This window comes from Vibrio pomeroyi (assembly GCA_041879425.1).
Classification (GTDB): domain Bacteria; phylum Pseudomonadota; class Gammaproteobacteria; order Enterobacterales; family Vibrionaceae; genus Vibrio; species Vibrio pomeroyi_A.
The window spans coordinates 1,892,518-1,912,371 of record CP090855.1 but is presented as its reverse complement, the minus strand read 5'-3'; the positions used below and the strand labels follow the sequence as shown (position 1 = coordinate 1,912,371).

General features: G+C 46.9%; 13 protein-coding genes and 1 pseudogene. 8 read left to right on the top strand and 6 right to left on the bottom strand.

The genetic code is table 11. The features are described 5' to 3' along the window. Nucleotides 1–77: 77 nt before the first annotated feature. From nirB to L0992_24355, 4 genes are all read left to right on the top strand, one after another. Nucleotides 78–2,660 (top strand): nitrite reductase large subunit NirB, encoded by a 2,583-nt coding sequence (gene nirB, locus L0992_24370; protein XGB69508.1) that lies wholly within the window; start codon nt 78–80, stop codon nt 2,658–2,660. Between the two features lie 143 nt (nt 2,661–2,803). Further along, a complete protein-coding gene (gene nirD, locus L0992_24365; protein ID XGB69507.1) occupies nt 2,804–3,148 on the top strand; it encodes a nitrite reductase small subunit NirD in 345 nt (114 codons plus the stop codon). A 421-nt stretch (nt 3,149–3,569) separates the two neighbouring features. Beyond that, nucleotides 3,570–5,039, top strand: coding sequence for a NarK family nitrate/nitrite MFS transporter (locus tag L0992_24360; GenBank protein ID XGB69506.1), 1,470 nt, complete (start codon nt 3,570–3,572; stop codon nt 5,037–5,039). 144 nt (nt 5,040–5,183) lie between these two features. Then, a complete protein-coding gene (locus L0992_24355; protein ID XGB69505.1) occupies nt 5,184–6,974 on the top strand; it encodes a bifunctional protein-serine/threonine kinase/phosphatase in 1,791 nt (596 codons plus the stop codon). Between the two features lie 32 nt (nt 6,975–7,006). On the opposite strand, the gene cra is transcribed toward L0992_24355, so the two are convergent. Then, nucleotides 7,007–8,011, bottom strand: coding sequence for a catabolite repressor/activator (cra, locus tag L0992_24350; protein ID XGB69504.1), 1,005 nt, complete (start codon nt 8,009–8,011; stop codon nt 7,007–7,009). Between the two features lie 384 nt (nt 8,012–8,395). Here cra and fruB point away from each other — a divergent pair, with 384 nt between their 5' ends. Genes fruB through fruA form a run of 3 tightly spaced genes read left to right on the top strand, consistent with a single transcriptional unit; the run spans nt 8,396 to nt 12,292 of the window. Then, the gene (gene fruB / locus L0992_24345; protein XGB69503.1) at nt 8,396–9,529 is read left to right on the top strand and encodes a fused PTS fructose transporter subunit IIA/HPr protein; all 1,134 of its coding nucleotides are present in this window, start codon (nt 8,396–8,398) and stop codon (nt 9,527–9,529) included. Nucleotides 9,530–9,538: 9 nt separating this feature from the next. Continuing rightward, nucleotides 9,539–10,516 (top strand): 1-phosphofructokinase, encoded by a 978-nt coding sequence (gene pfkB / locus L0992_24340; GenBank protein XGB69502.1) that lies wholly within the window; start codon nt 9,539–9,541, stop codon nt 10,514–10,516. Nucleotides 10,517–10,531: 15 nt separating this feature from the next. Continuing rightward, a complete protein-coding gene (fruA, locus tag L0992_24335) occupies nt 10,532–12,292 on the top strand; it encodes a PTS fructose transporter subunit IIBC (GenBank protein ID XGB69501.1) in 1,761 nt (586 codons plus the stop codon). A gap of 117 nt (nt 12,293–12,409) precedes the next feature. Here fruA and L0992_24330 read toward each other — a convergent pair whose 3' ends face one another. From L0992_24330 to L0992_24315, 4 genes are read right to left on the bottom strand one after another with little or no spacing between them, the layout of a single operon-like run. Continuing rightward, nucleotides 12,410–13,444, bottom strand: coding sequence for an AraC family transcriptional regulator (locus L0992_24330; GenBank protein XGB69500.1), 1,035 nt, complete (start codon nt 13,442–13,444; stop codon nt 12,410–12,412). Continuing rightward, entirely contained in the window at nt 13,441–16,632 is a 3,192-nt protein-coding gene (locus L0992_24325; protein ID XGB69499.1) for an efflux RND transporter permease subunit, read from the bottom strand. Before L0992_24325 ends, L0992_24330 begins: the two co-directional genes overlap by 4 nt. Further along, nucleotides 16,629–17,804: an efflux RND transporter periplasmic adaptor subunit gene (locus L0992_24320; GenBank protein ID XGB69498.1), complete on the bottom strand. Its 1,176-nt coding sequence runs from the start codon at nt 17,802–17,804 to the stop codon at nt 16,629–16,631. Before L0992_24320 ends, L0992_24325 begins: the two co-directional genes overlap by 4 nt. Next, nucleotides 17,794–18,681, bottom strand: a complete 888-nt coding sequence (locus L0992_24315) for an ABC transporter six-transmembrane domain-containing protein (protein ID XGB69497.1) — start codon at nt 18,679–18,681, stop codon at nt 17,794–17,796. Before L0992_24315 ends, L0992_24320 begins: the two co-directional genes overlap by 11 nt. A 195-nt stretch (nt 18,682–18,876) precedes the next feature. On the opposite strand from L0992_24315, the pseudogene L0992_24310 reads away from it, so the two are divergent. Continuing rightward, nucleotides 18,877–19,263: pseudogene (locus L0992_24310) on the top strand (hypothetical protein). A 60-nt stretch (nt 19,264–19,323) separates the two neighbouring features. Here L0992_24310 and tnpA read toward each other — a convergent pair. After that, nucleotides 19,324–19,761, bottom strand: a complete 438-nt coding sequence (gene tnpA / locus L0992_24305; protein ID XGB70425.1) for an IS200/IS605 family transposase — start codon at nt 19,759–19,761, stop codon at nt 19,324–19,326. Nucleotides 19,762–19,854 lie beyond the last annotated feature (93 nt).

The following is a 19,854-nucleotide window of genomic DNA, read 5'->3' as shown; positions in this document are numbered from 1 at the left end:
TGGAAGAACAGCACATTATCCACCAGAGAGTGGGCAGTTTTAGAAACGCTAGGAAGCCAGCAAAAAAGGAATTTACTATGAGCAAACAAAAGATTGTCGTCGTTGGTAATGGCATGGTTGGCCACAAATTTATCGACAACATCATTCAAGCTGATTCAGACCAATATGAAGTTATTACCTTCAGTGAGGAATCGCGCCTTGCCTACGACCGTGTTCAACTTACGGCCTACTTCAACGGTAAGACAGCCGACGATTTGGCTTTAACGAGTGAAGCCTACTACCAAGAAAACGGCGTTAAGTATCTGATTAACGCACAAGTCACTGAACTTGATACAGCAAATCAAACGGTTATTACCGACAGCGGCCACGTTGAAAGCTACGACAAGCTGATTCTTGCAACGGGTTCATTCCCGTTTGTGCCACCGATTCCGGGTAACGATCAGGAACACTGTCATGTGTACCGTACGATTGAAGATCTCGATGCGATTGAGCTATCGGGTAAACAGAGTCAATCGGGCGTGGTTATTGGTGGTGGTTTACTGGGTTTAGAAGCGGCGAACGCGGTTAAGAACCTCGGATTAGAAACTCATGTAGTTGAGTTTGCTCCTCGCCTGATGGCGGTTCAACTGGATGATGGTGGCGGTGCCCTACTAAGACGCAAAATTGAAGACTTGGGTGTGCAAGTTCACACCGAGAAAGCGACCTCTGAAATTGTGGCGGGTGAAACGTCTCGCTACCGCATGAACTTTGCTGATGGCACACATCTAGAAACCGATATGATCGTGTTCTCGGCAGGTATTCGCCCGCAAGATGCGCTGGCTCGTAGCTCTGACATCGCCATTGGTGAACGTGGCGGCATCGTGATTGACGACAACTGCCAAACCAACCTAGACAACGTATACGCGATTGGTGAGTGTGCCCTGTGGAACAACAAGATCTTTGGCTTAGTGGCTCCGGGCTATTCAATGGCAAAGGTGGCGGCTAGCCATATCCTTTCTAATGGTGAAGATGAGAGTAGCTTTACCGGTGCCGACATGAGCACCAAGCTCAAGTTACTGGGTGTAGACGTTGCCAGTATTGGTGAAGTGCACGGCAAAACCGAAGGCGCTCAGTCTTACACCTACAACGATGAAATTGAACAAGTTTATAAGCGTTTGATTGTCTCTGCTGATGGTAAGAAGATCGTCGGTGCCGTGTTAGTCGGTGACGCAGACGCGTATGGTTCACTACTGCAAATCAAGCAAAACGATATGCCTCTGCCAGAGAACCCATCTGTACTGATTCTTCCAAACCTTGCTGACGACTCAGGCAGCGCAATGGGTGTCGAAGCCCTACCAGACAGTGCCGTGATTTGTTCATGTTTCGATGTGACCAAAGGCGATATCAAAGAAGCGGTGTCGGCGGGTTGTACCACAATGTCTGCATTGAAAGAGACAACCAACGCGTCTACAGGTTGTGGTGGTTGTTCTGCCCTTGCAAAACAAGTGCTCGACAGCGAACTGAGCAACTTGGGGGTGGAAGTCTCTAACGATATCTGTGAGCACTTTGCTTATTCTCGCCAAGAGCTGACCGACATTATCCGCGTCAACAAAATCAAAACCTTCGACGAGCTGCTTGAATCTCATGGTCAAGGCCTAGGTTGTACCGTGTGTAAGCCTGCGGTGGGTTCGATTCTCGCCTCTTACTGGAACGATTACATCCTGAAAGATGAACACATCGAGCTGCAAGACACCAACGACATCTACCTTGGCAATATGCAAAAAGACGGCACCTACTCTGTAGTTCCACGTATTGCAGGCGGTGAAATCACGCCAGACAAACTGATCGTGCTGGGTGAAGTAGCAAAAGAATACGACCTTTACACCAAGATCACTGGCGGTCAGCGTGTCGACCTGTTTGGCGCACAACTCAATGAACTGCCAGCCATTTGGAAAAAGCTAATTGATGCGGGCTTTGAAACCGGTCACGCCTACGGTAAATCGGTTCGTACGGTGAAGTCTTGTGTGGGCAGCACTTGGTGTCGCTACGGCGTCAACGACAGTGTTGGCCTCGCGATTAAGCTAGAGAATCGCTACAAGGGCTTGCGTTCACCACACAAGATCAAATTCGCTGTATCGGGCTGTACTCGTGAGTGTGCTGAAGCGCAATCAAAAGACATCGGCGTTATCGCGACTGACAAAGGTTGGAACCTTTATGTATGTGGTAATGGCGGCATGCGCCCACGTCACGCCGACCTATTCGCGACCGACCTGGACGAACAAACCCTAATTCAATACATCGACCGCGTGTTGATGTTCTACACACGTACAGCCGACCGCCTGCAACGTACTTCTGTTTGGATGGAAAACTTAGAAGGTGGCTTGGAATATCTCAAAGAGGTAGTGATTGAAGACAAACTCAATGTCGCTGCTGAGCTAGAAGCCGACATCGCGCTCAACATCGAAAACTACCAGTGTGAGTGGAAAACCACTATCGAGAATCCAGTGAAGATGAAGCGCTTCCAACACTACATCAACAGTGAAGAAATGGACTCTAGCCTCTCGTTCATCAAAGAGCGCGAACAACGCTTCCCGAAACCTTCGGTCAACACCGACCAAGAAGCGGAACGTAACCAAGCGTTAAACAGCACTGAACAGATTGAAATTACGGAAGTCTCGTAGCCAGTTTGGTCGTTAGCAGCCCCTTCGATCTCGGCAACATGCTGCTAGCGACCTTCTTTTTTTACGACCTTAATTTTTACGACCTTCTTTTTTTACGAAATTGAACAAAATCAAAGACTCAACAAATTGACAAGGAGACTGTCATGGAAAACTGGACCACTGTTTGCTCGCAAGAGGAACTGTCACCCAATGCGGGTGTGTGCGCCAAAGTAGCTGATCATCAAGTCGCCATCTTTTACTGCAAACGCAGCGACAAGCTTTATGGCCTATCGAATTTCGACCCTGTGGGGAAAGCCAACGTTATGTCTCGCGGCATTATCGGCTCGTTAAGTGGAGAACCCTATGTGGCCTCGCCGCTCTACAAGCAGCATTACCATCTAGAGACTGGCGCTTGTTTGGAAGAGCCTGAACATGCCCTAACCCGCTTTGAAGTGCGCCGACAAGGCAACCAGATTCAAGTCCTAGCACCCGAAGCGTTAGCAAGTTGATTAACTGACGACAGGTTAGCAACTAACTAAAAGGTTGTACTTTCAAATTCACCCATTAACATGCCTTAGCCGCCTATAATTAACAGTCTAGGCAAGCTACGGAGTTGGCATGTGGACGGCTAGATAGGGCGTGTTGACCTTTTAAGCTTATTTTTGCAGTGAGTTGCTGGGTTTTTATACAAGGCAGAGGCTTTGATGTGTAGTGGCCTACATGAGAAGCCGATAACGCAGTAGAAAAGACCAGCAAACACTGCCCATAGGGTTCGGCTAAAAGCGTTTTACTCTTTGTTGAGGAAGATTTACTTAGAATGGCTAGGCTACATCTCCCTCGCCGCGATTAAAACGCTTTTATCTCGAACAAAATTTAACCTTAAAAGGTCAATACGCCCTCAACACTTTCCATATTTAAAGGATTTAAAACATGGATAACTCAAAATTTTCGCTGTTTTCGTTTACAGGTAAGATGAAGGTCTTACACCTCAGCTGGATGGCCTTCTTTATCACGTTTGTAGTGTGGTTTAACTTTGCACCCCTGCTACAAATGGTAAAAACCAGCCTAGGATTGACCACTGAAGAGATCAAAACCCTTCTTATCTTGAATGTTGCCTTAACCATTCCGGCGCGTGTCGCCATTGGTATGCTCACCGACCGCTATGGTCCAAGGCTCGTTTACTCCTTGCTACTGGCGATCTGTTCGATCCCTTGTTTCATGTTCGCACTGGCTGATTCTTTCATTCAAGCCGCTATCGCTCGTTTCCTACTGGGTTTCATCGGTGCAGGTTTCGTGGTTGGTATTCGTCTTGTTTCTGAATGGTTCCCACACAATGAATTAGGTACTGCAGAAGGTATCTACGGTGGTTGGGGTAACTTTGGTTCAGCGGCTGCAGCATTCACACTTCCTACCCTAGCATTAGTATTTGGTGGCGAAGATGGCTGGCGTTATGCGGTCGGTATCACAGGTGTAATGAGCCTACTGTTCTCAGTGGTGTTCTACAAAAACGTATCCGACACACCAAAAGGTTCTACTTACTTCAAGCCTGCTCAAGTAACAGCAATGGAAGTGACGTCTAACGGTGACTTTTTCTTTCTACTCTTCATGAAGATCCCTATGTACGCGGCACTGGCTCTACTGGCTTGGAAACTGTCTCCATCAGGTATTGGCATGCTTTCAGACACAGCGGTTTACGGCGTGTATGCAGTACTTGCTGCCCTGTATGTTTACGAAGTGTCTCAGGTTTGGAAAGTAAACAAGAACGTATTTAAAGAAGAAGTGCCAGAGATTCACCAGTACAAATTTAAGCAAGTTGCTGTACTGAACGTTCTGTACTTTGCGACTTTTGGTTCTGAACTAGCGGTAGTTTCTATGTTGCCTCTGTTCTTCTCTGAAACCTTTGAATTAACGCCAGTTCTTGCAGGTATGGTGGCTTCGGCATACGCCTTCATGAACTTGATGTCTCGTCCAGGTGGCGGTTGGATTTCAGACAAATTCGGTCGTAAACCAACGCTTCTTATCCTAACAGCAGGTTTGGCTGTGGGTTACTTTGCAATGGGTCAAGTAGACAGCACATGGCCTGTATGGCTAGCGGTTGTTGCTGCAATGGCGTGTTCTTTCTTCGTACAAGCGGGTGAAGGTGCGGTGTTTGCGACAGTGCCACTGATTAAGCGTCGTATGACAGGCCAGATTGCAGGTATGACAGGTGCTTACGGTAATGTGGGTGCGGTAGTTTACCTAACGGTGCTTTCATTCGTAAGCTACCAGACTTTCTTCTTAGTGATTGCTGCAACAGCAGTGCTTGGTTTCGTTACTCTGATGTTCATGGAAGAGCCCAACGGTCAAATTGCCGAAGTAAACGACGACGGTAGCGTGACCTTGATTAACGTATCAAGCTAACCACTCATTGAATCGGGAGAAGTAACCGGGCTTGCGACACTCGGTTACTTCGTTCAAAGGCTCTGCATTCGCTAGAGCTTTTGTTCTTTCTCAGGTTTGCTCTCAAGCAGATGAGAAAACGACCAGTTAAGAAGAAGACCAGTTATGACGATTTCATTTAGCCAAGGACAAGTCATCAAGCCAGAAACCAATAACCAACTGACTTTGAAGTTTGGTGGTTATTCGAATAAAGGCGTACGTGATGAAAACCAAGACGCCATCATTGTAAAACACCCGAAGACTCGCGTAGAGCAAGAGCTAAAAGGCAGTGTTGCCTGCATAGCCGACGGTGCCAGTTGCAGTAAGCACGGCCAGAAAGCCAGTCACACCAGTGTGATGCAGTTTATTGACGACTATTACGCGACCCCACAAAGTTGGAGTATTCAGCGTTCGGCGCAGAAAGTGCTCACCTCGCTCAATTCTTGGCTCTTCAATACATCAGTTTCTAACATTCACCCCGCGCAGCATGTTAACCACAATGCCCTAGTCTCGACTTTCAGCAGTGTGATTCTAAAATCGAACACCGCTCATCTATTCCATGTGGGTGACAGTCGTATTTACTTACTCAGAGATGGAGAACTGCGCCAACTGACCCGTGACCACACTCGTAAAAACATGGGACAGAAGCATTACTTAACTAGAGCATTAGGCATGGATAATCAGCTCAATGTTGACTATCAAACCTTACCCATCAAGAAGAATGACCGCTTTATCCTCACATCAGATGGTGTGCATGAGTTCGTTTCCCCTAACACGTTTAAAGAACACATCGATAAACCCGGTGCGGATTTCGAATACGCCGCTCAAACCATCTGTAACACAGCGTTAAGCCACAATAGCGCAGACAACGTGAGCTGCTTGATTATCGAAGTGACTCACTTACCTACGCCGTCATTAATTGAATTTCACGAAAAGCTCGCTAAGCGCGCGATTCCACCAGCGTTAAAGCTTGGTCAAAGTATCGATAACTTTATGGTGCTTGAGGTGTTGTATGCGGGCACTCGAAGTCATGTGTATCGTGTGATGCAAAAAGAGACACAAACCGAATTCGTCCTCAAAGTACCTTCAGTTCAATACCATGACGACCCAGCTCAGCTAAGAGCTTTCTTTAATGAACAATGGGCTGGCATTTTGTTGAACAACAAGAAAGTCATGAAGGTCTACCCAACGCCAGAACACTCTCAATTCCTATATCAAATTTGCGAATTGGTTGAAGGTGTCACGCTAAGGCAATGGATGTACGACAACCCTAAGCCCTCGCTCGAACAAGTGCGTGAGATACTCGAGAAAATCACTCAAGGCATTCGTGTATTGCAACGAGCCGACATGGTTCATAGAGACTTAAAACCAGAAAACATCATGATTCAGCGTGATGGCGACATCAAGATCATCGACCTTGGTGCGGTGTTAGTAAGAGGGATTGAAGAGGGAGAGCAAACAGAAAAAGATCCAACACCACTCGGCGCGGTGAATTACATTGCACCAGAAAGTATTAAGTACAACACAGCCACCACAAGCTCAGATTTGTTCTCTATTGCGGTGATCGGTTATGAAATGCTGACGGGCGAATTGCCCTACTCTGAAATGAGCGCGCAATCCTTGAAACAATCACGCCATCATCAATGGGAATACAAACCGCTGACACAAAAACGAACGGATTTACCGGCTTGGATTGATTTGGTTTTACAAAAGGCGTGTGCAGAATCCCCTACCGAGCGATATCAGGTTTTAGGCGATTTTGTAGCAGATCTCTACACACCCAATCAAAACCTAATGAAGCACAAAGCCAAGCAGCCTTTGATAAACCGTCACCCTATTCAGTTCTGGAAGGTGCTGGCTCTGTTGCTCGGCGTTGTCGCTATCGTAGAGTTAGTCTTATTGCTTGGTTCTAACTAACGGTTAAGCTCTGGCTAACGACTAAACAAAAGCTAGCCTCGTTTGACCAAGCTTCTTGGTACAAGCTCGATACCCGCTTGGTAACGTTTAGCCGACGCGTTTAATGCCAAAGCAAAAGCACTATCGGCAATCACTTCGAATTGCTGCGGCAGTGAGTGAACCTTAAAGGGTAAGAAATCCAATAATCGGTTATCACCGAAGGTCGCCAACTTTACTTGATTGATCAGCTCTGGCTTTTCAACCATCACATCCAGCACACCTTCTAACAAGGTGTAAGACATAGTCACAATCGCATCGGGCACTGTGCCCTTGGCAATCCAACCCTCAAAAATCTCACGCCCTGACTCTCTATCAAAGTGCTCGCCATAACCCACAACCATAGGCTTATTTTCTTTTAGCCCTGTTTGTTGAGTATGCGCTTTGTTTGCTGCTTCAAAACCTAGCTGACGCTCGCGTGAGATATTTAAATCAGGCAGTGCACCTATCAAACCAACGCTGTGAATGCTGTCATCGAGAATCGAATGCGTCAGTTCAAACGCGGCTTCGAAATCTTCACTGATCACACAAGCGAAGTGTTCATCATCTAAAGGGCGGTCAATCGCAATCACAGGCGTGCCCGAGTTTTGCAACTTCAAGTAAAACTCGTTGGCGTCTGGCATTGAGCTCGCCACCAGCAAGGCATCAATACGACGGCTCACCAACGCTTCCGCTACTTTACGTTCGGTTTCAGCGTCATCATCAGAACAACCAATCAGGATTTGATAGCCGACTTTACGTGAGTTCTGCTCTATCAACTTTGCTAAACGCGCGTAACTGCTGTTTTCCAGATCAGGAATAATCAAACCAAATGAACGGCTATTTCCAGCACGCAGCGACGAAGCAGCATGGTCTGGACGGTAATTATACTCGTCTACCACCGCCATTACTTTCTGCTGAGTCTTCTCACTGATTCTGTATTTCTGCGCCTTGCCATTTATCACATAACTGGCTGTGGTTTTCGACACACCGGCTAGTTTGGCAATCTCATCTAGTGTCATATGGGTGACCTGTATTTTGTGCGTAGGATCATATAACCAATCTTCTGATCCTTGGATTAGTTGAATTATATGCTGAATCGATTCAGTATAAAAGCTGAAAGGATTCAGCAAAATCTGAAAAGTGACTTCAATCATCCTTTTGAATGGATTGAGCGTCATTTGTCGTGATTCAACTTCTCGTTATGAACGAAACTGAAATTACGACACGCAGCAAAACTATTTTGAAAACCAAAATCGGCTTTGCTGAATTTTTTTACACTTAATGCTGAACCGATTCAGCAAGCATAAAACAAAGAGCAAGTAACGAGTAAAGCTCACTAACATTTGCTCTAGACTGAATCGTAGCGATACACAAATTCTCAAGCGATACGCTAAAGAGGCACCATGCTTAAACTATCAAAATCTGACATCACTCTTGGTCAAACGGCCGATGACAAATTCAAAGCTATCCAGAACATTGCTGGCGACCTAACCGCGAAAGGCCTAGTGGACTCAGGCTACGTTGAAGGAATGCTGAACCGTGAAAACCAGAACTCTACGTTTCTTGGTAACGGCATCGCGATTCCTCACGGCACCACAGACACTCGCGGCCTTGTAAAAGAGACAGGCGTTGCAGTACACCACTTCCCTGAAGGTATTGATTGGGCAGACGGCAACCGTGTTTACGTAGCAATTGGTATTGCAGCGAAATCTGACGAGCACTTAGGCATCCTTAAGCAGCTAACTAAGGTTCTAGCCGCAGACGGTGTTGAAGAGAAATTGAAGCAAGCGAAATCAGAAGACGAAATCATCGCCCTACTTAATGGCGAAGTTCAGCTAGAAGCCGACCTAGACGCTTCTTTAGTTCAGCTACTGTTCCCTGCAAGCGACATGGTTCAAATGTCTGCAGTTGCGGGCGGCCTACTTAAGAACACAGGTTGCACAGACAACGCATTCGTTGCTGACCTAGTAACAAAAACTCCAACTCACCTAGGTCAAGGCCTGTGGTTATTGGGCAGCGATAAAGGCGTAACTCGCACTGGCGTATCGTTTGTTTCAACGGCAAACCATTGTGAGTACGAAGGCACACCAGTGAAAGCATTGGTCGCTTTCGCAGCTTGTAACAGCGCGCACCAATCTATTCTGGCAAACCTAAGCAAGATGGTTTTCGAAGGTAAACAGCAACAACTGTTAACGGCTGACATTGCACAAGTGATTGGCCTTCTAAAAGGTGAAGCGGTTTCTACAGCCTCTCAAGACGATGACAACTGCGCCGTATTCAAAATCAAAAACGCACACGGCCTACACGCTCGTCCAGGTGCAATGCTGGTTGCTGAAGCGAAGAAATTCGAATCAACAATCCGCGTTTCAAACCTAGATGGCGACGGAAAAGAAGTGAACGCGAAGAGCTTGATGAAAGTCATCGCACTTGGCGTTAAACACGGCCACCAACTTCAGTTTGTTGCTGAAGGTGACGATGCAGCACAAGCACTTGAATCGATTGGCAAAGCTATCGCTTCAGGCCTTGGTGAAGGTTAAGGAATCGATATGTCTGATAAACAAATCAAAGCCGTTACCGTTACGCTAAACCCTGCTCTCGACCTGACAGGTGCTATCGACGCACTCAATGTAGGTTCAGTTAGCCTTGTAAACAAAGGTTCTCTGCATGCAGCAGGCAAAGGCGTAAACGTAGCAAAAGTGCTTTCAGAGCTTGGCGCTAAAGTAACCGTGACAGGCTTCCTTGGTCGCAATAACGAAGAAGCCTTCTGTCAACTGTTCGAACAAATGGGTGCAACTGACCGCTTTATCCGTGTTGATGGCGCGACTCGTATTAACGTGAAATTGGTAGAGAACTCAGGCCAAGTAAGCGACATCAACTTCCCAGGCGTTCCTGTTGATGCTGACGCTATCAAAGCGTTTGAAGAAACCTTATTAGAGCTTGCAGAAACGCACGATTACTTCGTGATTGCAGGCAGCTTGCCGCAAGGCGTATCACCAGAGCTTTGCGCTTCTTGGGTACAACGCCTGCGTGACCTAGGTAAAAAGGTCTTGTTCGACAGCAGCCGTGACGCACTTAAAGCCGGTATCAATGCACAGCCTTGGTTGATCAAACCAAACGATGAAGAGCTATCTCAGCTGTTCAATGCAGAGCTGACAACTCGTGACCAATGCCAACACGCAGGCCAAGCCCTGAGTGAAAAAGGCATCGATAACATCGTGGTATCACTAGGAGCTGAAGGCGTGATGTGGCTTAACCAAGGTGAGTGGTTACATGCTCAACCGCCGCGTATGCAAGTGGTGAGCACAGTAGGCGCAGGCGACACCTTGGTTGCTGGCCTATGTTGGGGTCACATGCAACAGATGCCAAAACCAGAACTTATTAAATTCGCAACCGCCCTATCTGCTCTAGCAGTTTCACAGGTAGGCGTGGGCATCACCAGCCAACAAGAGCTGGATTCAGTACTACAAAATATCCAATTACAGGCGCTTAGTGCTCCAACTAGCCAGTTAGACACAAGCAAATAGGACAAAAGGTTTATTATGAATATTACCATTATCACAGCTTGCCCAAGTGGCGTAGCAAACAGCATCATCGCCGCAGGCTTGTTAGAGCAAGCGACAAATGCACTGGGTTGGAACGCTACTATTGAATGTCAATCAAGCGTGCTACCTGAATCGCCAGTATCACAAGACGCTATCGACAGCAGCGACGTTGTGGTTATTGCAGCTAACACAAACGTTGATAAAACACGTTTTATCGGTAAGAAAGTGTACCAAGCGGCTATCTCTGAATGCACTGCAGATGCAAAAGCATTCCTAGAGAAAGCGGTAGCAGAAGCAACGGTATTAGACGCTTCTCAAGTTGAGACTGCAGTGGAAGTTACTGGTACATCAGTAAACTCTTCTACAACAGCAAGCACAGGCAGCAAAAAGATCGTAGCGATTACCGCTTGCCCAACGGGTGTTGCACACACCTTTATGGCGGCTGAAGCGCTTGAAGCAGAAGGCAAACGCCTAGGTCACAAAATCAAAGTGGAAACTCGCGGCTCTGTAGGTGCGAAGAACCAACTGACAGACCAAGAAATCGCAGACGCTGACCTTGTTATCATCGCAGCAGACATCGATGTTCCACTGGATCGTTTTAACGGCAAAGCGCTGTACAAAACAACGACAAGTCCTGCTTTGAAGAAAACAAAGCAAGAGATGGAAAAAGCGTTCGCAGAAGCTAAACCATACCAACACACAGCTTCTTCAAATTCAGCACCTGCTGACGAGAAGAAAGGCGTGTACAAGCACCTAATGACAGGTGTATCTCACATGCTTCCTGTGGTGGTTGCGGGTGGTTTGATCATCGCTCTTTCTTTCGTATTCGGTATTGAAGCGTTTAAAGAAGAAGGCACACTGGCAGCAGCACTGATGACTATCGGTGGTGGTTCTGCATTCGCACTGATGATTCCTGTTCTTGCTGGTTTCATCGCATTCTCAATTGCTGACCGTCCGGGTCTGGCTCCAGGCCTAATCGGCGGTATGCTGGCTAGTTCTACAGGTGCTGGTTTCCTAGGTGGTATCGCAGCAGGTTTCATTGCGGGTTACTCTGCTAAGTTCATTGCCGACAAAGTTCAACTTCCACAATCTATGGAAGCGCTTAAGCCAATCCTAATCATTCCGTTTATTGCGAGTTTGTTCACAGGCCTTGTGATGGTTTACATCGTTGGTGGTCCTGTTTCTGGCGTGATGAGCGCGATGACCACTTTCCTAAACAACATGGGCACGTCTAACGCGATTCTTCTGGGTGTAATTCTAGGCGCAATGATGTGTTTCGACCTTGGTGGCCCAGTAAACAAAGCGGCTTACACATTCGGTGTTGGTCTACTGGCTTCGCAAACTTACGCACCAATGGCAGCTATCATGGCAGCAGGTATGGTTCCAGCTCTCGGTATGGGCCTTGCGACTTTCCTAGTGAAAGACAAGTTTGAAGCAGGCGAGCGTGAAGCAGGTAAAGCATCATTCGTTCTTGGCCTATGTTTCATCTCTGAAGGTGCAATTCCATTCGCAGCGAAAGACCCAATGCGTGTTATCCCAGCTTGTATGGCAGGTGGTGCACTAACGGGTGCTCTATCAATGATGTTTGGTGCACAGCTAATGGCTCCACACGGCGGCTTGTTCGTACTACTGATTCCTGGTGCTATCTCACCAGTACTTATGTACCTAGTGGCGATTGCAGCTGGTACAGCGGTAACAGGCTTTGGCTACGCAGCACTTAAAAAGATGAGCAGCTCTAAAGTAACTGCAGAGGCTTAATCCCCCCTGCTCTTTTAACAGCTAAGCCTGATGAACAGAAGCTCTTGGTAAACAAAGGCTCTTGATAAACTGTTCCTTGAAACAGAACAAAGGCTCCTCATTTGAGGAGCCTTTTTATTATTCGTTGTCTTGCGTGGTTAAAACCGGCAACTGAAAGGAGAATGTTACTCCTTCTACATCGTCATCATCTATGTGGCGAATCATCTCCACCAAATAGCCGTTCACGTCTAACTGCAAGCCTTGTTGCTTAACCGCATTAAACAACGCTTCTAAGGCCGTGCTGTAGGCGACATCCGACACCAGATAAACATCGCTACACAAGTAGTATCCTTCTGGAATGGTCATATCGTAACGCTCTTTGGCGACTTGCCAGTTGCCGATTTCAGCGTCTATGTCGTCCCACTTGTTTCTCATCTGCTTTATCGGTGTGGTGCCCATGAGTTGTGTCGATTTCTGACCATACATCTCAAACACCGTATCCCAATCAGGATCGTCCAGTTTAAGCTTCTGCATACCGCGTTCTGGATACCAAACCAGCTCGGTCGGCATCGACTTAACCAGTTCTTTTTCCATGGAAGACTGCACACCCGGATGCGCCAATCTCTGAATGAAATCCGCCGTCTCCTTAGGTGTCGCGTTATAGCCCATTTCTCGAATATGCTTTGCCGTAACCCCTAATTCACGCTTAAGTGCCTTACCTAAAGACTGTGACGATGAAAAGCCACAATACTGAGCTATCTCAATCACGCTCCACGGTTCATCATTAATCAGTAAGCCCACTGCAATTTGCAGCCGAACTCGACTTAGATACTGTCCCGGCGTTTCATTGAACAGCTCAGTAAACTGACGATGAAAGTGATACGGAGAAATTGCGCTTTCGGTCGCTATCTCTTCCCATGTACGACGTTCCCCCCACTCTTCATGCATTAAAGTGAGCGCATGACTAAAACGCTTTTGAAGGTGCTCTGGCAAAGATTCAATCAATGCAATCTCAGGCACCAGTTTAAAACCGGGCACCAATTGATAATCAGGTTTGTTCTCTTGCGTCATACGGTCTTTGTTCTCAGGCATAGAAGATCTTGTCTTTGTCGACTTGATTGAATTTGATCGCTTGGCTTCACTATCATCCTTGTCCTTTATAAAATCAATCACGAGCGCTCCAAAGTGAGCTGTGCCGGTACATGTGGTTCTTGTTCGACCACTCCATTTTCGATTAGATCTTCAACTTGAGGCGCTTTTCGGCAAAACAAACCAAGTAATACAGGTATCAAAATCAGCGTGACCGCAGTGGCGAACAGTTCACCAAACACCAACGACACCGCCGCAGGCTTTAAGTATTGTGCTTGCTCCGCAGTTTCACTTAGCAATGGTAACAAGCCACACACAGTAGTTATCGTGGTTAAGAAAATCGCTCTCAAACGGCTGGTGCCAGCAATCACTAGCGCTTGCTGTAATGGCACACCTTGGCGATATTCAGCATTAAAACGCGTGATCAGCACCAACGAATCGTTGATCACGATCCCCGTCATGGCCATCATTCCGAACATCGAAAGAATGCTGATCGGCAAGTCCATCAAGTAGTGACCAAAAATCGCGCCTGCGAATCCAAACGGGATGACTGCCATGATGATCATTGGCTGCCAGTAGGATTTCAAAGGCACTGCCAACAAGATGTAGATCATCAGCAAGGTAATAATCATCGCTGATTTAAAGCCATCCGACACTTCCCCTATCTCTTCAAACTCACCGCCCGCTTTAATGGTTACACTTGGATATTGTAACTGCAGAGACTCAATCGTATCTTCAAGTTGCTCACGTGTTTTCTCTGGTGATTGCAAGTCGCGATTCTGCTTCCAATACAGGTTAATCACTTGTTCTCGGTCTCGACGGTAAACCACTTGCGGCTCTTGCTCGTGGCGGAACTCAGCAATATCGCCCAACATCACACTGCCACCGTTCGGCAACATAATGATGGCTTGTTCTAGCTGAGCTAAGGTTCTACGCTCATCTCTCGGATATTGAAGCAGTACCTTGGTCTCTTGCCCATTTTCTAACAAGCGATGTACTTCCCTTTCGCCAAACGCTTCTCCGGCAAGTTGAGCCAACGTGGCTTGAGTTAGCCCTAGTTGCTGACCATATTGGTTCAATACCAAGCGAACTTGCGGTAAGCCATCCTGACCATCATCGTAAACATCCGAAACACCTTTTAGCGAAGCGAGAATGTCTGCTAGCTGTTCACTCACTCTTGATGCAAGCTCACGATCGTTAGAAGAGATCGTTAAGAATGTGCCACCAGCAGGTTCCTCTGCTGCGCTGAATTTCACCGAGTAAGCACCTTCAATTTGCCCTGTACTTTCTCGCCATCGCTTCAGCAGTAAGTTACCCGGCAATAAGCTTAAAGATTCATTGGTCAGCTCGGCAGTGACTTCAATTTCACCATAACCATCAGACCACGCGAGTAGATTCACCACGGGCTTTTCTTGTAACGGATAATCGTCCATTAAGCCTTTTTCTACCTGCGTCATTGCTTGCTCAACTTGCAACAAGGCTTGGCGCTGCAGTGGCAACGGCGCACCGTCTTCTAACTCAATCACCGCAGTGATGTAACGCCCCGGAATTTCAGGGAACAGCGCACTGCGAATCGCACCATTCGACCACATGCCATAAGCCAATGAGATAACCGCGACAAACCCAAATAAGGACGCCACTTTGTAGCCAAGTGCAAACTCCAATACCGGCTTGTAGACGTTTAGGTTGAACCACTGCAAACCACCTTGAGCGGTATTCTGAAGCTTGGCAAAAATACTGGTAGATGGCTTTTTCACAGAAAGCTGAGCCAAGTGTGACGGTAGAATAAATTTGCTTTCAATCAACGATAAGATCAAAGCGAAGATCACCACTGCCGAAAACCCAGCAAGCACCTTAGCCAGTTCATTGTTAATCCATAACATGGGAGAAAATGCAGCAATAGTTGTCAGCACACCAAACACGGTTGCCACCGACACGGAATGCACGCCCTGCCACGCAGCTGTCTTTCCGTTTATATTAGAAAGGCCACTTATACTTGAGGAGCCATTTAGCTTTGAGGCACCGGAATGACTAGGATTTCCCGTCCGTTTTTCGTGTATCGCTTCCCCGACGACAACCGCATCATCGACCAACACACCAAGTACCAAGATAAAACCAAACAAGGTGATGTCGTTGATGCTGTAGTTAAAAAACTGCATTGCGGCGAGTGTTCCAGTGAGCGCAATCGGGATCCCCATCGCGACCCAAAAAGCGAGCCTAATCTCAAGAAATATCCCAAGTAGGATCAGTACAATTAGCAAGCCTTGCCATGCATTTTCGCTCAAACGAAATAGCTGCTCTTCAATGTAAGGTGCCATATCAGCCATGGTATTCAGCTCAATATCCGAAGGCAGAATCGCACGTTGCGCATCCAGAGTTTCACTGATCGCTTCGCTGACTTTAAGCAGATTGTCGGTTTGGCTAGTACTCACCAATAAAGCAATGGCGTTAGAGCCATTGTTACGCACGATAGAGCCGCTGTATTGGTAGCCTCGGCTAAGCTTGGCGATGTCTCCCAAGTGTATCTTTCCGTTGCTCCCTGAAATCACAACAAGCTGATTGAGCTTCTGTAGATCATCGGCATAACCGTCACCACGAATCACCATTCGGCCTTTGTCACTAATTAGCTCACCGCTACGAGACTCTAGAGAACGCTGCTCAACTAAACCTGCCAGCTCTTCCAAGCTCAACCCTAACGCTTTCAATTGATCAGGGTCTGGCTCAATCACCAACTGAGGCGTTCGAGCTCCCCAGTTTGAGACCTTGGAAATTTGAGGGTTCTTCTTCAGCGCTTGTTCAAGTTGCTTAGCGATAGGTTGTAATTCGTCATCGGTTCTTGGCCCAGACACCACAACAAACGCAGCTAAGTTGGTAAATTCATTGCGCACCACTTGCGGTCTTTCTGCTTGCACGGGAAAGCCGTTGATGGCGTTAACTTGATTACGAATGTCATCCAACAGCTTGTCTAAATCTGTACTGCTGGCTTTACGTACCACGACTCGTGACACGCCAGCACTCGATTGGCTGGTGATCTGTTTGATGCCTGCAATACCGCTGATCGACTCTTCGATTCGTTGAGTCACACTCTCATCGATCTGTTGTGCGGTACCGCCAGGATAAGCCACAGTAATGCTGATTGAGGATGGTGCAATTTGCGGAAACGACTCGACACGCAGCTGCCCAAACGCCAGTACGCCACTGATCACAATCGCCATCATCAACAAATTGGCAGCGACTGGATTGTTAATGAACCATCTTGTCATCCAACTCATTGGTTTGCTTCCTTAATCTGTGCGGCATCAGATTTACCCGCGAGCATGGCTTCAGAATGGATTCCATTGAATCTAGGCGCGACTTGTTTACCGACAAGCATGGAAGAAAGTGGATACTGCACCACACGACGAGCCTTATCACTTCGATCATTGAAGCGAATATCAAGCTCTTGACTGCCTTGCCCAATAAGCGTTACCGACTCTTTTCGTAAGCGATCTTCTGAGTCTAACGTCCACACATACCCGTCTCTCGTCATCGCGCTCAGAGGTACGCTAACTACTTCACCTTGTAGACCGAGGTTAACCACTGCTTGAACCTGCTGGTTAGGGAAAAGCCTTGGTTTGTTTTGATAAGGTTTTTCAACCGAGAGCACTACTTGCCTTTGACGGGTCACCGAATCCACTTCAGGCGACACATAGCGCACCTTCGCCGGCCATTGGCTCCCAGAACGACTCACGACACGAATGCTCGGCTTAACCAAGGCAGCTTGTACTTGTTGCCAATGCATTTCAGATATTGGAAGCTCGACATCAATCGAATCACTGGCGGCTAACTCAAAGGTCACTTGCCCCGCCTCTACCCACTCTCTCGGGCTAATGTGGCGCTTCATGACGACCGCATCAAAAGGCGCCGTAATCACTGACTCTTCGACTAGCTTCTTCGCACTGATATAAGCTTGTTGGGCTTGTTGCAGGTTGGCTTTTGCAGCAAGCACTTGGGGTTCTCTGCGCGCAAAGGGCGAACTTGTTTTGGGATTGAGCATTTTAAGAGCGACAGTTTGTTCATGTTTAGCCTGTTTCAATTCCAACTCAGCTTGCTTTAACGCACTTAACGCTTGCGCCAAGTTCGCATCAACGGCGCTGGTATCTAACCTCGCCAACACATCGCCCTTAGTCACTAGCTGTCCCGGTTCAATGTTTTCATTCAGCCACTTAAGTTGCGCACTACTCGACGCTTTAAGTTGAATTGGCCAACGAGCAGTGGTTAAGCCAAGTACCGTTAACGTCGATTCGTGCTGCGAAGGTGTCACCTCCAATACAGAAACCGGTGCCAGTACTGCTTGCTTCTTCACAGGTTCCGCTGCCTCAGGTTCCAATTCATCGACAACAATCAAGGCAGCAAAGATAGCCGCACAACCGACTAATACCGAAAGTGGCTTTTTAAACTTCATAAGGCATCTCCTTGGTAGCCTGTTGGACAGAGGTATGATTGAGTCGCTGACTGATTTCAGTAAGACGAGAAAGGGTTTGCAGCGTAATTGGTAGCATCACTGCGGTTTCAACAAACTCCAGTGAATAGGTAACGATAGAGAACACTTGCCCTGCAGTCGGCTGAATAAGCTGGCTCACCATCCACAAATTGCCCACGACTGCGCCAAACAGCACGGTAAAGATCAATCCATAAACAATCGCCTCAGTGTCTGATAGCTTGATTTCACACTGTTTAAGTCGCTCAAAGTGCCAACGAAGCGCAGACAAGCGAACACCGCTCAACAGTTGAACCTGCTGTTCGACTTGATCGTTAAATTGGCCATTAAGCCGCGTGAAGGTCTGGTGGAACAAACCATAAATGACCAGCATCGACAGCCCAGCAAACAACATGCAAAGCGCCAATGAGAAATGGAATGTGGAGAGAATCACCACAGTCGCAACGAGCTGTACCACTGCCGTCATCAGAGCAGGTAAATCGTCTTCTAAGAAATCAACCAGCTCACGCGACATGGTGAGTCGAGCATCTTTGGTTGATACCGATAAGCCACGTAGGTTTCGCTCCACGATATTCGCCAGTTTTACACGAATCGCCCCATAAACACGGGTATCGTAGAAACGGCGAACCACGCCGAGAATGACCAACACAAAGAGGATCAGTGCCAGCATCATCAAAGGCTGGAAGCTTTGGTTTAACACACCGTCGATGGCGTAACCAATAAACAGCGGCAGCAGAATAAGCATCACGTTTTCAGCCAAAACCATTAACCAAGTCGCAGCGATCTTTAATGGGTTAAGCCGAATAATCGTTAGCAGAGAGATGGGATGTTTGAATAGCATTATTGAGCCCATAAATGAATATGGCGTCAGTATTACCAATTCGGCATGGGAAAAAGTGTCCCAAATTGCTGTATTAGAAAATTAGGCAATCTCCCGATTCGCTTTTAACCAACTAAAAGGTCCATTCGGTTACCTTTTGTTTACCTCGGCTCCTTTACTGTCCTTGATAAGAAAAATGAACAACAAGGAAAGAGCATGAAATTATTCGCTTCATTACTCACGACAATTGGTATTACTGGCGTTGTCTGGGGGCTATTACATATTCAACCTGCGATTGCAGATGCATCAACCGAGCAACCAATAGCTCAGTCACCAACGAATAACTCCACAAAGAAACAGTCATCAAAGGAAAAACCACTGACGACTGCAAATACGACTTACCTACAAGGTTTGAGCAAGACTATCCCTTTAGAGGATGTGCCTGAGCTGTGGGTCGACTTCTACCAAAACCTAGAAGCCAATGATGAGGAGATCGCGCAGCAACAGAAAGTCATCGTGATCTATCAGGACATAAGTTCCGACTTCAGCAAGGCTACTGTCACCATTGGCTTCCCGATTCAGCAATCAACATCAAAAAAAAATATCCGCCTTCTTAGAAGGCGGTTTTGCTTTATAACCCCCTAAAAGGGGGCGTCCGCGCTATCAGTTCTTCAATAACTGTAATTGTTGTTCATACTCTATGTCCTGCTTATATTGGTGTCGTACATATCGCCGAATGACTTCTTCATTCACACCGACCGTATCTACAAAATACCCTCTAGCCCAAAAGTGATTTCCCCATAATTTCTTACGTATATGTGGGAATCTATTGAAAAGTCGAATTGCTGTTCGGCCTTTTAAAACTCCTAACAAACTCGATACTGATAACTTGGGAGGAATAATGACAACAAGATGAACATGATCTGGTTGAACGTTTAATTCTAAAACTTCGCAGTCTTTCATATTGCACAAAATATAGATTGAACGATAAAGCTCCTTTCCTACCTTATCTTTCAAAATCTTATATCTGTACTTTGGAGTCCAAACTATATGGTATTTGCAACGCCAATAGACATGTGATGAACTTCTGTAATCGCCCATGTGGTTGTTTCCTCTTACTTGTGGTGAATAAGAGGTTACTTCTAACATGGGCACTTCTTCAGGCTATAGCCTCAAGGAACAATCACCACCGCC

Coding starts and splice junctions, on each gene's coding strand:
- nirB (XGB69508.1), top strand. CDS start 78: ATGAGCAAACAAAAGATTGTCGTCGTTGGTAATGGCATGGTTGGCCAC.
- nirD (XGB69507.1), top strand. CDS start 2,804: ATGGAAAACTGGACCACTGTTTGCTCGCAAGAGGAACTGTCACCCAAT.
- L0992_24360 (XGB69506.1), top strand. CDS start 3,570: ATGGATAACTCAAAATTTTCGCTGTTTTCGTTTACAGGTAAGATGAAG.
- L0992_24355 (XGB69505.1), top strand. CDS start 5,184: ATGACGATTTCATTTAGCCAAGGACAAGTCATCAAGCCAGAAACCAAT.
- cra (XGB69504.1), bottom strand. CDS start 8,011: ATGACACTAGATGAGATTGCCAAACTAGCCGGTGTGTCGAAAACCACA.
- fruB (XGB69503.1), top strand. CDS start 8,396: ATGCTTAAACTATCAAAATCTGACATCACTCTTGGTCAAACGGCCGAT.
- pfkB (XGB69502.1), top strand. CDS start 9,539: ATGTCTGATAAACAAATCAAAGCCGTTACCGTTACGCTAAACCCTGCT.
- fruA (XGB69501.1), top strand. CDS start 10,532: ATGAATATTACCATTATCACAGCTTGCCCAAGTGGCGTAGCAAACAGC.
- L0992_24325 (XGB69499.1), bottom strand. CDS start 16,632: ATGAGTTGGATGACAAGATGGTTCATTAACAATCCAGTCGCTGCCAAT.
- L0992_24320 (XGB69498.1), bottom strand. CDS start 17,804: ATGAAGTTTAAAAAGCCACTTTCGGTATTAGTCGGTTGTGCGGCTATC.
- L0992_24315 (XGB69497.1), bottom strand. CDS start 18,681: ATGCTATTCAAACATCCCATCTCTCTGCTAACGATTATTCGGCTTAAC.
- tnpA (XGB70425.1), bottom strand. CDS start 19,761: ATGGGCGATTACAGAAGTTCATCACATGTCTATTGGCGTTGCAAATAC.